Below are 15,753 nucleotides of genomic sequence, written 5' to 3' on the forward strand. Positions count from 1 at the left end.
AATTGTGACAGAGTGGCGATGGATGCAAGAAACCTGAGGTCTCTTGAAAACCCCACCGCCACTTGCGCGAGGGCGGGAAAGAGCTTGGCGGTCGGCGGCTTCGGTCACCGCTTGCGGGCCGCCGGCTGCAGAACGGCGGTGCCCAGGCGAGTAACGGCGCGGCGCAGCGCCTCGTTTTCGATGCCGTCCATCATGTCGGACAGGCGCTTGGCCGCATCGCCCTTCAGCGGTTGCGGCGCGCGGCGATGGCGGGCCGCCACACTCACCGGCTTTTGCACGATGCGCACCTGGCGAATGGCGGGAAAGCCGAAAAAGCCGTTGATGCGCTCGATAAGTTCGCCCTGCGCATGGGACAGAAACAGAGCGCGCGCGCCCTCGCAGGCAATAGTGAGCACGCCGGCCTGATACCCCGCCTCTTCCGCACCGTCGCGGCGCGGCCAGGCGATCTTTTCAGGCCGCGTGCAATCGGCAAACTCCTCGCCGGCAATCTCGTCCCAGGAACCGAGAAGGGCAGTCGAAATGCCGGCGCGGCGTGCCAGCACCGGGTCCATCAGGCCATTGGCGATTTCGGCGATCTGCTGGGGTATCGGGCGTCTGCTCATCGATCTCACACGATTTTCGGGGCGGCCGGCGTCAGCATGCGCCAGCGGCGGAACTGCGCCATATAGGCGGCAAGGAACAGCATCGTCGTCGCCATGCAAAGCTCATGGTAGAACGGATCGTGGAGAAGGCCAAACACCATGACCGTCAGGAAGAAATAAAACGCCACCCGCTTCATGCTGTTCTGCGCCGACTGCCGCATCACCGTCCACAGAAATGCAACCGGAATGCAGCACAGGAGCATGAGGCCGAACACGCCATTAGCCAGAAGTTCCTGGAGAATGAAGTTGTGGACGTGCTTGAATCCCTCGATCAGCCCCGCATTTTCACCCGCCACACGCTTCAGATGGGCGAACATGTCCATCATTCCGACACCGGTGAATGGATGTTGCGCAATGACGGCGACCGCCGAGCGCCACATCGTCAGGCGGATATCGCCGGACACCATGTCCGCCTCCGGAGCGCCATGGACATAATAGGAATAAACCGTGCCGAACCGCTCGGCGAGCATGGCCTGCACCGGCGGCATCAGCGCAAGAAGGACGACGGCAAGGAGGGCCGCGACATAGCAGCCACTTCGCACGGGGGCGCGCCAGTGCAGGCTGAGGAACACCATCTCGGCGAGGAAGATCAACGGCAGGACGACCAGAACCGCCCGCGTTTCCGTCATGAACACCGAGATACAGGCAATTGCCAGATAATGAAGCCCGTTGGCCAGCAGGCGCGGCGGGCGCTCCAGCCGGATTGTGGCGCAGATCGCTCCAAGGGCCAAAAGCAGCGCCACGATGGCGGCGTTTCCGCCCCCGTCATACCGCTCTTGCGGCCGGAAATAGGCAACCGCCGCAAGTGTCAGCGGCAGGGCGGCAAGCGTCCCGATCCGTGTGCCCAGCACCAGCACCCGCAAGGGGCGGCGCACGAGACAGAGGCCGGGTCCGATGAAGGTAAGGCCGGCCAGCAGGATCATGAACCCCATCTGTCGGTTTCCTGCTTCCAATTGATGGCGAAGCGCAATCAGCAGCAAGGCCCAGAAGACATAGAGCAGGACGAAACCATAGGCGCTGAAGACATGGTCGTGCAGCCGATCGCGCCTGGAAAACGCGACATAGAGGCCCGACACGCCAGACAGGCCGAGAATGCCGACAGTGCCGCTGATGTAGAGCGGAAAGAGGACGCAAGCCAGTCCCATAAGCCACAGATCGACGCGGCGTCGAAAAAGGAGGGATTGTTTCATCGCAATCATGCGGGGGCAGTTTCTTTCACAACGTTGCCTGCGGCTGAAGGTGCCAACCTAGAGCGCCGATGCCACAATGGCAGGCATAGCGGATCAAAATAAGGTGTAGCGGGCGCGGCGCAGCGCTTCGCGCACCCGAAACAGATGAGTCGGCAGCTTTTGCAGACCCCGAAGCTTCAGGCCCCGATAATCCGCCTGGCTTGCAATCAGCGTGTCATTGCGCAGCGCGCCGAAATCGATGACATTGCTGGCCGTCGTATAGACCGGCACGCCGTGATCCCAGGATCGTTCCAGCGCACTGTCGAGCGGCAGCGATTGAGGGCGCATGCCAACGAGAAGCCGCTCCGCCGCCCGCCGTGTCACCACGTAACAGGCCGACGAGCCCTGCGGACCAAAGCGCGAATAGCCGACCAGATCGCCAAGACGGCTTGCAAACCGGCGGCGGAAGCCGACCGTGCGATGGTTGACCAGCTTGACGACACCATCCTGCGGCAGCGCATCGACGATGGCCGCGGCTCGCTGCATGAGATCCTGCGACAGCGCCACATCATCCTCGATGATGATGGCAGCCTCCTGCCCGCTCTCGACCAGATGCGCCAGCGCGTTGAGGTGGCTGCGATAGCAGCCGTATTCGCCGGGCATCATCGGACGTCCATTGCGGCGGCGGAAGAGATCGAGGTCGACATCCTGCCATGCCTCCTGCGGCACCGCTGCGCCATCGACACCGGCGACGGCCACAAGGCGGATACCGAGTTCCTGAGCCTGGCTCTCGATCAACCGGCGTCTCGCTGCCGCCCGCTCGATGTTGATGAGGAGGACCGGCAATTGTGTCTCTGTCGCCATTGGCTTCAACGTCACCGCGCTTTATCTCTGGGGCTCGATCAACCGATCGCTCGAACCCTATATCGGATTCCATGCCCATTTCACCTTACCCAAGCCTCACAGCCGCGCTGCTTGCCTGGTACGACCGCCACCACCGCGACCTGCCCTGGCGCGTCTCGCCGCTCCGGCAGGCACGTGGCGAGCGAGCCGACCCCTACCACATCTGGCTGTCGGAAGTGATGCTCCAACAGACAACGGTGCAGGCGGTCAAGCCTTATTTTCTGAAATTCCTGTCGCTGTGGCCGACCGTCAAGGATCTGGCGGCCGCCCCGGTGGAGGACGTAATGGCCGCCTGGGCGGGGCTTGGCTATTATGCGCGGGCGCGAAACCTGAAGAAATGCGCCGAAGCGGTGGCCGCCGAGCATGCCGGCATCTTTCCCGATACGGAAGAGGGTCTGCGGGCGCTGCCGGGCATCGGTGACTATACCTCCGCCGCCGTTGCCGCCATTGCGTTCGATCGACCCGCTGCCGTGATGGACGGCAATGTGGAGCGCGTGATCTCGCGGCTTTACGCGATTTCCGATCCCCTGCCCGGCTCAAAGCCTGCGATGAAGGCAAAGGTGCGCGCCCTGACGCCCGAGGAGCGCCCCGGCGATTTCGCTCAAGCCATGATGGATCTCGGCGCCACCATCTGCACGCCCAAACGCCCGGCCTGTGCGCTCTGTCCCTTCAACGGCGACTGCCTGGCGCTGAAGGAGCACGATCCGGAGCGCTTTCCGGAGAAGGTGGCAAAGAAGGAAAAGCCGGTGCGGCAGGGGGCGGCCTTCGTGGCGGTGTCGCAAGAGGGCAGGATACTCCTGCGCCGGCGCATCGACAGCGGCCTGCTGGGCGGCATGACGGAAGTACCGACGACCGCCTGGACCGCACGGGCCGACGGCGGATCCACGCCCGATCACGCGCCCTTCGATGCCGACTGGCAGATGGCCGGCGTCGTCACGCATGTGTTTACCCATTTCGAGCTGCGCCTGACGGTGTTTCGCACGCGCACCGAAACGGAGATCGCCACCAATGGCTGGTGGCACGCGGTGACCGATCTCGACAGCCAGGCCTTGCCGACCGTGATGAAAAAGGCGATCACACAGGCCATTCCGCTTGCTTTCACGCGGGACGGCGGCTGACCCCGTCCGCCGCCCCTTCCCGCAGAGATGTTTTTTGATCCAAGGAGTTTTTGATGCCCCGGTCCATCGAGCACATCGTTTTCGACATCGGCAAGGTGCTGATCCATTACGATCCGAACATTCCCTTCAGCCGGATCATTCCGGATGCCGAGGAGCGGCGCTGGTTCTTTGAAAACGTCTGCACCCACGAGTGGAACCTGCAACAGGACCGGGGCCGCGACTGGGCGGTGGCCGAAGCCGAACTGATCCAGAAATTTCCCGAATGCGCCGAGCATATCCGCGCCTTTCGAAAGCACTGGCCGGAAATGGTGTCGCATGCCTATGACGGCAGCGTCGCCATCCTGGAAAAACTGATCGCCGACGGCCGTGACGTGACGATGCTCACCAATTTCGCCGCCGACACCTTTGTCGAAGCGCGACACATCTTTCCGTTTCTCAACGCGCCGCGCGGCGTCACCGTCTCGGGCGAAATCTTCCTGATCAAGCCGGATGTGGAAATCTACCACATGCACGCCAACAACTTCGGCCTCGACCCGGCCCACACGCTGTTCATCGACGATGCACCGGCCAATGTCGAAGGCGCAAAGGCCGCCGGCTGGCAGGCGGTGCATTTCTCCGGCGCCGAGAAACTGCGCGCGGATCTGGCAGGGTTTGGGATCTCGGTGTGAGGCAACCGGATCTACGCCGCGCTTCGGGCGGGCGGAGCCAGGATTTTTCCGGTCAGCCTGTTGAGCAACGGGACCCACCACGCTTCCAGGTAGATAAGCGGCAGCATGGCCAGAGCGCTGCCGACCACCGTGGCAACGGCCGCAAGCGGAACGCCGCCGATCAGAAAGGCGTAGCTCGACAGGCTGAGGATGACCAGCGTGTGCACGAGGTAGAGGGGGAAGGAGATCTTCCCCAGACCGCGCCCCACCGGACCGGCAAACCGGCCTGCCATGGTGGGCATGACGACGAAGCCGCAAATCAGGACCAGCGACACGATGATCTGGATCGGCGTGTCGCTGACACTCATGCCGACGGCGGCGATGAGGAGCAGGGTTTTCGGGTATTCCCGCCGCGGCTTCGTCAGGTGGGGCCACCGTGCAAGGACATAGGCCAGGATGGCACCGGCCAGAAACGGAAGCAGAAAACTTGCAAACAGGGCCGAACAGACGGCGCAGAGGACAAGCACCAGCAAGGCGATGTGGCGGGACGATAGAAACCCGACCGTCGCTGCGGCAAAGACTGCGAGGGACCCGAGATATTCGGGCCGCATCGTCCACAGATTGCTGTTGAAATAGAAGTTGTTCGGCAAGAGGAACACCAGGAACATCTGCCTGACCGCATCAAGCGCGTCGACCGGATGTCCGGCCGGAAGGTTGGCGTAGGCGAAGGCCGCAAGCCACTCCGATCCGGTGATCGCTGCCGCTTCGCGATGAAAGACCAGCCCCTTGTCCAACAGCAAAAAGCCGCACAGGATCGTGACCGCCGCCGGCAGGAACAGACGGGGAAACCGCTTGAGCGATGCACCCAGGAGATAATTGCGGCTGGGTGCCTGGAAGAATTTGTAGACCAGCACAAAGCCGGAAAGGACAAAGAAGAAATTGACCGCGGCACCGCCATTGATGACAAAATAAAGCGGCGATCCCCTCAGACCATCCGGAAATTTCTGCCGCGCGATGGGCAGGAATGCCAGGCAAAAGTGGTGGAAGACCACGATGATGGAGGCAAGACCGCGCAGCGCCTCCAGATACAGCATTTTGCCATTGCTTGCTTTTACGCTCGTCATGCCATGTTTCTAAATTGATGAACTATAACCGTTTCCGTCCTCAACGAGGCTAGCACAGGCGCCTTTTCGCAAACAGGCCATGCGACGACTATCCTCCAAGATCTGTGGGCGCAGACGACAAGACGCAGGTAATTTGCAAGCTTCACGGGCGTCCGGCACTGAAAATTCAGCGTGCGGATATGGCGGTGTTGCCCGCTTCAGATGTCAGGCAACAAAAACGCCCGCCACAGTGTCGTGCGCGGGCGTCCTGCCATCCGGGACTGGAGCCGGATGAAAATATCATCGTCGGAGGCGGTGGATCAGGTCTTCGGCGATGAGACGGAACCAGACAATACCCCGGATGTGGCAAAGGCGAGGCAGCGAATCAGGTTTTTGAGACTTCACGTGGGTGCAGCAACAGGCGCTCTGCCTGTTCGCTGCTCTCTGTCCTGCCGGACATCTCCCGCAACACGGGGGGAGATTGGATGGGGCAACCGGTGGCATTGTTTTGCCTAAACGGCATCACCAGGATGCGAACAGGCGAAGGCGCACCTCGGCAAGACGGCAACCGGAAAACCGGCCGTTCTGCTGATCTCCCCCATGTGGGGGAGATGCCTGGCAAGGCAGAGGGGGGGGGGTAAACCCAGAACGCCAAGGGTCAACTCGGAGGCCCGCACCCCCCAAAAAATCTCAGCCGAGCTTGCCCATGCCGGCACGCACCACGGCGCGCAGATCATCGATCGGCTTCAGCACGCCCTGATCCTCGAAATGCCAGAAGGTCCAGCCGTTGCAGGTATCAAAGCCCTGCACCTTGGCCCCGACGCGGTGGATGGAGCCAGCCTCTCCGCCGGCGACCAGCGTGCCGTCTGCCCGCACGATGGCGCTGACGCGGCGTTTGGCATCCGTCAGCACCTGGCCGGGCTTGATCATGCCGCTTTCCACCAGCGTGTTGAAGGCAACCCGCACTTCCGCCTTCTTGCCGGAGAGCACGGTGAGTTCCACCTTGCCAAGCGGCTCGACGGCGGCAATGCGCTCGGCGGCCGCATCGATGTAATCCTGCTCGCGCTCGATGCCGACGAAATTGCGCCCGAGACGCTTTGCAACGGCGCCCGTGGTGCCCGATCCGAAGAAGGGATCGAGAATGATGTCGCCGGGCTTGGTGGAAGCCATGATGATGCGCGCGAGAAGCGCTTCCGGCTTCTGCGTCGGGTGCACCTTCTTGCCGTCATCGCCTTTCAGTCGTTCGTGCCCGCTGCAGATGGGAAACAGCCAGTCGGAGCGCATCTGCACGTCGTCGTTGGAGGCCTTCAGCGCATCGTAGTTGAAGGTATAGGACTTGGCTTTCGCATCGCGGCTCGCCCAGATCAGCGTCTCATGCGCGTTCTGGAAGCGGCGGCCCTTGAAATTCGGCATGGGGTTGGTCTTGCGCCACACCACATCGTTCAACAGCCAGAAGCGCAGGTCCTGCAGCATGGAGCCGACGCGGAAGATGTTGTGGTAGGAGCCGATCACCCAGATCGTGCCGTTCGGCTTCAGCACGCGCCGGCAGGCGAGCAGCCAGGCGCGGGTAAAGGCATCATAGGCCTGGAAACTTTCGAACTGATCCCACTCGTCATCGACCGCATCGACCAGCGACTGGTCCGGCCGGTGCAGCATGCCGCCGAGCTGGAGATTGTAGGGTGGGTCGGCAAAGATCACGTCGACGGACTGATCGGGAAGCGCATCCAGGGCGGCCACGCAATCGCCCTTGATGATGGAGTTGAGCCAGGCGTCGGGACGCACTTCGGCCTTCAGGTCTACAAGCGGGAGAACGGCTGCCATCTGATACTCGCTGTACGCTTACTCGGATACGTTTACTGACTGTTATGGTTACCTAGTTTGGTTACCAAACCCTGAAGCGGAGACCTCAAAAGCGCAGAAATAATCAGGATGGCGGCAATGCCGGGATCGGATTATGTTAACGGCATGAGGAAACAGGATGCGATCCGATTGCTGCGCGAACGGGCTGAGGCCATACGGGCCCTCGGCGCAACCTCGCTTTACCTGTTCGGCTCGGTGGCGCGGGACGAGGCCAGGGATGAGAGCGACCTGGATCTGTTCATCGATTACGACGCGTCCCGCAAATTCTCTCTTTTCGATCTGGTCGGCCTCAAGCTTTTCCTGGAGGAAGAGTTGCGGTTGGACGTGGATGTGACAACCCGCAACAGCCTGCATCCAAGACTGCGTGCGCGGATAGAGCAAACAGCAGTTCAGGTCTTTTGATGCCCCGGGACGTGACGATCGTCCTTGACGAGATGCTGGAAACGATCGAGCGGATCGAAACATCGCTGGCCGACCGGACGTTTGATCATCTGGCCTCCGAATGGCTTCTCAGGATGGGTATCGAAAGAGCGATCGAGATCCTCTCCGAGGCTTCTCGGCATCTTCCCGATGACCTCGTGGCGACCGAACCCGACATCCCCTGGAAGCGGGTTCGTGGCGTGGGAAATGTCCTGCGCCACGAGTACCATCGCATTGCTGCCGAAGTCATCTGGGATCTTGCCATCAGCGACCTTCCAACATTGAAGGCAGCCTTGATCCGTTTCAGAGCGCGGATTTGAAGTCAGCCTACTCCCCCTTCCCCGGCGCCTCGCCCCGCTCGAACATGCCATAGTCGCGCAGCACATGGCCGATGCGCAGGCGGTAATCGGCAAAGAGGGTTGCGCGCCCCTCGCGCTGGGCGGCCCGGTGCGCCTCGACATTGCGCCAGGCCTTCACCGCCTCCTCGTCGCGCCAGAAGGAGAGCGACAGGATCTTGCCGCGCAGGGTCAGGCTTTCGAAACGCTCGATGGAAATAAACCCGTCGATCTGTTCCAGCTCGACGCGCAGCGCGCCGGCAAGATCAAGATAGCGGTGGCGTTCGCCCAGATAGGGCACCACCTCGAAGATGACGGCGATCATGCCGAAACCTTCGGGCCGTGCGGCAGCGACAGGTTTTTGAGGAACAGCCGGTCCTCCTTCAGGATGAACCGTTCGCGCCTGGCAAATTCATAGTTTTCGCGGCCGAGCGGATCGTCCCGCAGCCGCGCCCGATAGGCTTCGTAGGCGGCGAGGTTTTCGATGTTATAGACGCCGTAGGCGGTCGTCGCAGAGCCCTCATGCGGGCCGAAATAGCCGATGAGATCGGCACCGCAGCGGGGAATGGCCTGCCCCCAGGCTTTGGCATAGGCGGCAAAGGCATCGCCCTTGAAGGGGTCGATGTCATAGCGGATGAAGCAGGTGATCATGAATGTCTCTCCGTTGAAGATGGTGCATCATGCCCCGTTGCGCCACGGCAATGCTTCGTCTACCATCGAAGCATGAAAGAAGGACCAGACATTGCCCGCATCGGAACGCTGATCGGCGATCCCGCCCGCGCCAATATGCTCACCGTGCTGATGGGCGGTGAGGCGCTGACCGCAAGCGAGCTGGCGCAGGCGGCCGGCGTGAGCCTGCCGACGGCAAGCGCGCACCTGTCCAAGCTCGAGGACGGCGGGCTCCTCAACCAGCGCAAGCAGGGCCGCCACCGCTATTTTGCGCTTGCCCCGGAAACGGCAGCGCTTCTGGAAACCATCATGGGCTTTGCCGCCAGCCGCGGGCATCTGCGCCACCGGCCCGGCCCGAAGGACCCGGCGCTGCGGCAGGCGCGCATCTGCTACGACCATCTGGCCGGCGATTTTGGCGTGCGCATGCTCGACAGCCTGTTTGAGCATGGCGCGATCGAAGCCGATGGCGAGGCTCTCGACCTGACTGCGCGGGGCAAAACCTTCATCTGCGACATGGGCATTGATGTAGATGGACTTGCCTCGCCGCGCCGGCCGCTCTGCAAGGCCTGCCTCGACTGGAGCGAACGGCGCTCGCATCTGGCGGGGACGCTTGGCAAGGCGCTTCTGGCGCATTTTCTTGAGACGGGCCTTGCGAGGCGCCAGCCCGGCAGCCGCGCCATTCTGTTCACCGCGAAGGGCAAAAGCCGTTTTCTTGCCCTGTTTCCGGTCAAGGACGCTGAAGCGGCCTGATCGCTGAAGTCACGCCTGATCCGCGATTGTGAAAAACACCTGCCTCGTGTAGGTGGCAAGTCAGGCGCTAGCGGCATTTTCCCCAAAAGGGCCGGCTTACGGCCCGCAACACGTAGAAGAGCTTTTCATCATGAGCGGTTTCGACCTCATCATCTTCGACTGCGACGGCGTTCTGGTCGATTCGGAAATCATTGCGGCGCAGGTGGAATCGCGCCTGCTGACGGAAGCCGGCTACCCGATCAGCGTCGAGGAAATGGGCGAGCGCTTTGCCGGCATGACCTGGAAGAACATTCTTCTGGCCATCGAAAAGGAAGCGGATATTCCGCTGTCGGCCACCCTCATCGACAAGTCGGAAAAGCTCTTGGATGCTCGCCTCGCCCGCGACGTGAAGGTGATCGAGGGCGTCAAATTCGCGCTCTCCAAGCTGACGACGCAAAGCTGCATCTGCTCGAACTCCTCAAGCCAGCGGCTGGACATGATGCTGACCAAGGTGGGGCTGAAACCCTATTTCGAGCCGAACGTGTTTTCGGCCAAGGATCTCGGCCCCGACCGGGTGAAGCCTAAGCCCGATATTTTCCAGCATGCGCTCAGCGTGTTCGGCGTTGCGCCGGAGCGCGCCGTGGTGATCGAGGATTCGGTGCATGGCGTCCACGGTGCGGTTGCCGCCGGCTGCCGCGTCATCGGCTTTACCGGTGCCTCGCACACCTATCCGAGCCATGCCGACCGGCTGACCGATGCCGGCGCCGAGACCGTCATTGCCCGCATGAGCGACCTGCCGGCGACGATTGCGGCTCTTGCCGAATGGGTCGTCGTTTAACAGCTGCCCGGAACGGCGGGATCAACCCGTCCTGACGGCGCTAGCCGCGGTCAGAAAGAGCCGGCGAGCAGGATGGTCGCGCGATTGCTGACCATATGGTCGGAGAAAAGGCCGTTCCAGTTGAGCGTGAGGCGGATGGCCGGGGCAAGTTGCGCCTCGATCCCGGCCTTCAGGATCACCGCATCGCGGGCAAGCGGTACGCCCTCGATGCTGAACGACGAGCCGCCGGCATAGCCGACCTCGGTTGCCGGCGACACATCGCCGATCGAATGGCGCCAGCCGAGTTCGCCGGTCAGCGTCACCGGCACGGACCCCATCGCAAAGGTGGTGGCGGTGCGGATGCCAAGTGTCGTCAGCGTCGCCTCATCCTCGCTTCGTCTGCCCGTCAGCGCCGCAATGCCGCCCTCCTCCGCAAAACCATCGGAGTAGAGGCGCACATGGGCGATGTTGGCAAAGGGCTGCAGGGTGGTCATGTCGCCGGCGCGAAGATCCGTCGACACTTCGGCAAACACCTGCGCGGTATCGCTGTCGTCATCGCTGGTGAGATTGTTCGAGACGGAGCCGAAATTCACCTGTCGGTCGACGGAGGCCAGGTTGCCGGACCAGGCCGCACCGGCGCTGACCGTGATCGGACCGAGCCAGGTGCTGGCATAAAGCCCGGCATGATAGCTGTCGACGTCGGCGCTATCGCCGCTTTCGGGTTCTGTGACGGTCTTTCGGCTTGCCCCGACCACGACGCCGACGCGGGCGCCGTCAAAACGGTCATTGTCGAACAGGATCCCGTCGGCGCCGATGAGTGCGCCGGTGAGCCGGCTTTTCACCTCCTCGGCATTGCCGTCGCTTCCCATATGCGTCCTTGCACCGAAGACGGCCGCCCAGAACGTATCCTTGCCCGCTTCATCGGTGCGCATGCGCTCCAGCAGTTGATCGCGCAGGAACTGGCTGTCTTCCAGAAGGGTGGATTTGAGCGAGGCGTGCAGATCGCCGTCCAGCTGCTCGAAGGCGCCGGGCGCCTCGGAGCGCGACAGCGACACGGCGGCCAGATAGAGCGGATCGGTCGCGGAAAGCGCATCTGCCGCAGACGCTGCCGCCCGCCCGTTTGCCGTTTGCGCAAGCGAGGCGAACGAGACGGCATTGCGGTCGAGATCGACGCTGACCTGCGTTGCGCCATAGGTCAGGAGAGGCGACAGGAAGGCAAAATCGGAAATGACCGAGGAGAACTGGCCCGAGATGGCATTGGCGGTCAGAACCGTGTAGCCGGTGCCCGGCTGATAGACTTGGCTTGCCGCGACAAGCTGCAGGGTCGCGCCGGAAAGCTGCGCCGTCCCGCCGACGCTCACCAGATCGGAGGCACCGGTGGAGGCAATATCGGCCACATAGGTTGAGCCCGCGCCGAGCGTCAGGTCGCCGGTGACGGATAGCGTCGCAAGCCCCGGCCCCGGCGAAAGGATGCCGCCCGCCCCGACAGACAGAAGGCCGATGCTGCCGGTGCCGGACAGGATGCCGGTGCCCGAGACGAACAGCGTGCCGGCAACCGTTCCGTCATTGACCAGCATGCCGCCCGATACGCTGGCTGATCCGGTAATCGTCCCGCTGTTTTCAAACAGGCCATCGGTATTGGTCAGCGACGCGACCGTGCCGCCGTTGGAAAAATTGCCGGCATTGGAGACGGCACCGGTCGTGGCGCCGGTATTGTTGACGACGCGGCCATCGCTTGCGACGGCGACATTCGCAAGGCCTGCGTTGTTGGTAAGCGTGCCGCCAAGCACCGTGGTCGTGCCCGTCACCGTGCCGCCGCCATTGTTGGTGAAGACGCCACCCGTGTTGGACAGCGACGCGATCGTCCCGGCATTGGAGGCCGTGCCGGCATTTGACACCGCGCCGGCTGTCGCCCCGGTATTGTTGGTGAAGATGCCCGCCGCATCCACCGAGACCGCGCCAAGCGTGGCATTGTTGGTGACGGTGCCGCCGGACACCTGCGTTGCGCCCGTGACCACGCCCCCGGAATTGTTGGTGAAACTGCCGCCCGTATTGGCAAGCGTTGTGAGCGTGCCGGCATTGGAGGCGGTGCCGGCATTGGCAAGACCACCCGCCACTGCCCCGCTGTTGTTGACGAAGATCGCGCCGGAGGAAACGCTCACATCTGCCGCCGTGCCGTTGTTGGTGAGGCTGCCGGCAGACACGACCGTATCGCCGGTAATCGTGCCGGTCGCATTGTTGATGACGATGCCGCCGGTCTCGACGGTGAGCCCGGCCAGCGTGCCGTTATTGGTCAGAGGGGCATTGGAAACCGTCGTGTCGCCCGAAATTGCGCCGTCATTGACGGCGCTGCCGCCCATGAGGACGAGATCGCCGTCCAGCAGGCCCGAGACGGAGAGCACCCCGCCCGTGACCGTGAGGCCGGAAGACAGGGTTCCGCCGACCAAAACCTCGATCTGCCCGGCACTCAAAAGAGTGCCATTGCCGACCGTCAGCTGATCCTGAACGCGAAGCGTGCCGCCGCTAACCGCAAGGGTTTCAACGGCGGCATCCGGCGAGACGATGGCAACGCCGCTTGCAATCTCGGCCGCGTCGCCGGCTCCCGGCGCCAGAGGGGCCGTCGACCAGTTGCCGCCATCGGAAAATGTGGTTCCGGCATTGCCGGTCCACTGCGCCGGCGCCGATTGGGCCAGCGCATCGACGCCGGGCAGCAGGGCAAGGCCGGACACAAGCGCCGTGGAAAGCCGCAGGCATGGCCTCAACGGTTCCCGTCTGCCCGCCATGTTCTGCCTCCCCCGATCAGATCTTTGAAGCCATATCGCTCCCGCCGATCAGTTGAACCTAGAATTGAAGGGTTAACGCTTGCTTAAATTATCGGAAATGCAAGTGTATCTGTCACATTTCAGGAACAGCACGCGAGGCCGCAGGTGACGGCCGGCGCAGGATACCCACGCCCCTGCCCTTTCAAGCTCTGCCGATGGCAATCGGGCGCGCAGGGGCAAGACTGCGCGCCGGGTAAAAAATCTCAAAGGAAAATCCCCCCGATGATCACCGGGGGGCAAGATCGGCTGGCCTCGGGGGCTGCGGGATCAGCGCTTCTTGCGCGCCGGCTTTGCCACGGACCCGTCGTCGAAGCCGAGACGAACGCGGGTGAAGCGGGCATCGCCGCTGGCGGCCGTGTTCGGGATGGAAACATCGGCCTTGTTGAAGATGAACTGCGTCGATCCTTCGGCCGGCACATCCACCGGATAGCTGACCTTTTGCGAATAGATGACATTGTCGCCATCGACCACTTCCACCAGGATCGGCAGCGTCACGCGGCCGGATTTCCCGGCCGGGCCGAGGATGAGGCGGCCCTGCGCCACGACATTGATCGTCATGGTCGCTTCGTTTGCCGTGCAGGCGCGGGTCGCATCGGCAAGCGAGGCGCGGTAGATCAGCTTGTCCGGATCTTCCTTGGCATTGCCGGTATAGGAACTGCGCACCGCCGTTTCGTCCCGCAGCACGACGGGCGGGCAATAGGCCTGCACGACAGGCGCGACCGGAGCGGCGGCAGGCTGGGCAGGCGCAAGGCCGGCCGATGTTCCCGAGGAATTGCAGCCGGCAAGAATTGCAAGAAGCGAAACCGAGACAAACTTGAGCGATGACTTGCCAGACACGTAATGCAACCCTTTTCTTCCCAACCGTCCCTGAATAGGCATTCCGGGCTTTCACGGCCAATTTCGATGGTCTATATCAGCGGCGCACGGAAAAATCGATTGGGATTGCAGCCGAATTTTGTCTGACGCGTTGTTTGGGGGAGACTGGCCGGATTTGGCCAAGGTGAGCCCTTCGCGACAGAAGACGAGAGTGCGCTTGTGCCGTCTCCTTCGAAAGCCTGCGCCGCCGTCCGGCACGGACAGATGAACACGCCACCCTGGGACAGATATCTTGGAATATATTTCTACTCGCGGCGATGCACCCGCTCTCGGTTTTCGCGATGCGCTTCTGGCGGGCCTTGCCCGCGACGGCGGGCTTTACCTGCCGCGCGAATGGCCGCAGCTGTCGAAGAAAGATATCCGGGCCTTCCGTGGCAAATCCTACCAGGACGTGGCCTTCACCATCCTGTCCGTCTTCGTCGATGGGGAAATTCAGGGCGAAGCCCTGCGCAAGATGATCGACGAGGCCTATGCCACCTTCCGGCACCCGGCCGTGGTGCCGTTGGTGCAGGTCGGCCCGAATGATTTCGTCGCCGAGCTTTTCCACGGCACGACGCTTGCCTTCAAGGACGTGGCGATGCAGCTGCTCGCCCGGCTGATGGACTATGTGCTGGCCGAACGGGATGAGCGCGCCACCATTGTCGGCGCAACCTCGGGCGATACCGGTGGCGCTGCCATCGATGCCTTTGGCGGGCGCGAGCGCACCGATCTCTTCATCCTCTTTCCCCATGGCAAGGTCTCTGCCGTGCAGCAGCGCCAGATGACGACGTCCGGCCATGCGAATGTCCATGCACTGTCCCTGAACGGCAATTTCGACGATTGCCAGGACCTGGTGAAGGCGATGTTCAACGACGTCCCCTTCCGCGAAGGCGTGAAACTGTCGGGTGTCAACTCCATCAACTGGGGACGCATCATGGCGCAGGTGGTGTATTTCTTTACCACTGCCGTCTCGCTCGGCGCGCCGGACCGGAAAGTGTCGTTCACGGTGCCGACCGGCAATTTCGGAGATATCTTTGCCGGCTATGTGGCCAAGCGCATGGGTCTGCCCATTGACCGGCTGGTGATTGCCACCAATGACAACGACATCCTCGCCCGCACGCTGCGGACCGGGCGCTACGAGATGAAGCCGGTGATGGCCACGACCTCGCCCTCCATGGACATCCAGATCTCGTCCAATTTCGAGCGCCTGCTGTTTGAAGCCTATGGACGCGATGCAGGGGCTGTGCGCACCGCCATGTCCGGCCTTCGCCAGTCCGGCGCCTTCGAGATCGAGGCCGAGGCGCTGAAGGTGATCCGCCGCGACTTCCGCGCCGGCCGCGCCACGCAGAAGCAGGTGGCCGAAACGATCCGCGCGACCTTGTCCGCCACCGGTTACCTTCTCGATCCGCATACGGCGACCGGCGTTTTCGTCGCGGCGAAATATGCAAAGCCCGCAAGCCCGATGGTGACGCTGGCCACCGCCCACCCGGCCAAGTTCCCCGCCTCGGTAGAATCCGCTTGCGGAATTCATCCGGCGCTCCCATCATGGCTCGCTGATTTGATGACGAGGGAGGAGCGCTTCGACCTGTTGGAACCCGAGCTTAAGGCGGTCGAGACCTATATCGGCCAGCATGCGCGGGCGAAGGCTTAAAAGGCTGCAGCGCC

16 protein-coding genes are annotated in these 15,753 nt (G+C 62.6%); 7 read left to right on the forward strand and 9 right to left on the reverse strand.

Going from position 1 to position 15,753, the window contains the following annotated elements:
• Positions 1-104: 104 nt before the first annotated feature.
• The 3 genes from J2858_RS03005 to J2858_RS03015 form a co-directional block, all read right to left on the reverse strand.
• The gene (locus J2858_RS03005; protein ID WP_210103252.1) at positions 105-602 is read right to left on the reverse strand and encodes a DUF721 domain-containing protein; all 498 of its coding nucleotides are present in this window, start codon (positions 600-602) and stop codon (positions 105-107) included.
• Positions 603-607: 5 nt separating this feature from the next.
• Positions 608-1,831, reverse strand: coding sequence for an O-antigen ligase family protein (locus J2858_RS03010; RefSeq protein ID WP_210103253.1), 1,224 nt, complete (start codon positions 1,829-1,831; stop codon positions 608-610).
• A 93-nt stretch (positions 1,832-1,924) separates the two neighbouring features.
• Positions 1,925-2,674, reverse strand: a complete 750-nt coding sequence (locus tag J2858_RS03015; RefSeq protein WP_210103254.1) for a glycosyltransferase family 25 protein — start codon at positions 2,672-2,674, stop codon at positions 1,925-1,927.
• A 71-nt stretch (positions 2,675-2,745) separates the two neighbouring features.
• On the opposite strand from J2858_RS03015, the gene mutY reads away from it, so the two are divergent.
• A complete protein-coding gene (mutY, locus tag J2858_RS03020; protein WP_210103255.1) occupies positions 2,746-3,831 on the forward strand; it encodes an A/G-specific adenine glycosylase in 1,086 nt (361 codons plus the stop codon).
• 53 nt (positions 3,832-3,884) lie between these two features.
• Complete coding sequence (locus J2858_RS03025; protein WP_210103256.1) at positions 3,885-4,499, forward strand: HAD family hydrolase; 615 nt, start codon at positions 3,885-3,887, stop codon at positions 4,497-4,499.
• A gap of 11 nt (positions 4,500-4,510) precedes the next feature.
• Here J2858_RS03025 and J2858_RS03030 read toward each other — a convergent pair whose 3' ends face one another.
• Together J2858_RS03030 and J2858_RS03035 are read right to left on the reverse strand one after the other, a co-directional pair.
• Positions 4,511-5,602, reverse strand: a complete 1,092-nt coding sequence (locus tag J2858_RS03030) for an acyltransferase family protein (RefSeq protein WP_210103257.1) — start codon at positions 5,600-5,602, stop codon at positions 4,511-4,513.
• A gap of 669 nt (positions 5,603-6,271) precedes the next feature.
• Positions 6,272-7,402, reverse strand: coding sequence for a site-specific DNA-methyltransferase (locus tag J2858_RS03035; protein WP_210103258.1), 1,131 nt, complete (start codon positions 7,400-7,402; stop codon positions 6,272-6,274).
• Positions 7,403-7,546: 144 nt separating this feature from the next.
• Between J2858_RS03035 and J2858_RS03040 the strand changes: the two genes are divergently transcribed.
• Complete coding sequence (locus J2858_RS03040) at positions 7,547-7,843, forward strand: nucleotidyltransferase family protein (protein ID WP_210104111.1); 297 nt, start codon at positions 7,547-7,549, stop codon at positions 7,841-7,843.
• Positions 7,844-7,854: 11 nt separating this feature from the next.
• Positions 7,855-8,181, forward strand: a complete 327-nt coding sequence (locus tag J2858_RS03045) for a HepT-like ribonuclease domain-containing protein (RefSeq protein ID WP_348635439.1) — start codon at positions 7,855-7,857, stop codon at positions 8,179-8,181.
• Positions 8,182-8,188: 7 nt separating this feature from the next.
• Here the strand turns inward: J2858_RS03045 and J2858_RS03050 are convergent, their stop codons facing one another.
• Positions 8,189-8,521, reverse strand: a complete 333-nt coding sequence (locus J2858_RS03050) for an antibiotic biosynthesis monooxygenase family protein (RefSeq protein WP_210103260.1) — start codon at positions 8,519-8,521, stop codon at positions 8,189-8,191.
• Positions 8,518-8,847 (reverse strand): NIPSNAP family protein, encoded by a 330-nt coding sequence (locus J2858_RS03055; RefSeq protein ID WP_210103261.1) that lies wholly within the window; start codon positions 8,845-8,847, stop codon positions 8,518-8,520. The genes J2858_RS03050 and J2858_RS03055 overlap by 4 nt, the downstream gene beginning before the upstream one ends.
• A 72-nt stretch (positions 8,848-8,919) precedes the next feature.
• Between J2858_RS03055 and J2858_RS03060 the strand changes: the two genes are divergently transcribed.
• Positions 8,920-9,615: an ArsR/SmtB family transcription factor gene (locus J2858_RS03060; RefSeq protein ID WP_210103262.1), complete on the forward strand. Its 696-nt coding sequence runs from the start codon at positions 8,920-8,922 to the stop codon at positions 9,613-9,615.
• A 130-nt stretch (positions 9,616-9,745) separates the two neighbouring features.
• On the forward strand, positions 9,746-10,432 hold the full coding sequence (locus J2858_RS03065) for an HAD family hydrolase (RefSeq protein ID WP_210103263.1): 687 nt from the start codon (positions 9,746-9,748) through the stop codon (positions 10,430-10,432).
• Positions 10,433-10,482: 50 nt separating this feature from the next.
• Here J2858_RS03065 and J2858_RS03070 read toward each other — a convergent pair whose 3' ends face one another.
• Positions 10,483-13,194, reverse strand: coding sequence for an autotransporter outer membrane beta-barrel domain-containing protein (locus J2858_RS03070; protein WP_210103264.1), 2,712 nt, complete (start codon positions 13,192-13,194; stop codon positions 10,483-10,485).
• Positions 13,195-13,500: 306 nt separating this feature from the next.
• Positions 13,501-14,070 (reverse strand): PilZ domain-containing protein, encoded by a 570-nt coding sequence (locus J2858_RS03075; RefSeq protein ID WP_210103265.1) that lies wholly within the window; start codon positions 14,068-14,070, stop codon positions 13,501-13,503.
• Positions 14,071-14,341: 271 nt separating this feature from the next.
• On the opposite strand from J2858_RS03075, the gene thrC reads away from it, so the two are divergent.
• Positions 14,342-15,739, forward strand: a complete 1,398-nt coding sequence (gene thrC / locus J2858_RS03080; RefSeq protein WP_210103266.1) for a threonine synthase — start codon at positions 14,342-14,344, stop codon at positions 15,737-15,739.
• Positions 15,740-15,753: the final 14 nt, after the last annotated feature.

This window comes from Neorhizobium galegae, assembly GCF_017877135.1.
In the GTDB taxonomy this organism is placed as follows: domain Bacteria; phylum Pseudomonadota; class Alphaproteobacteria; order Rhizobiales; family Rhizobiaceae; genus Neorhizobium; species Neorhizobium galegae_A.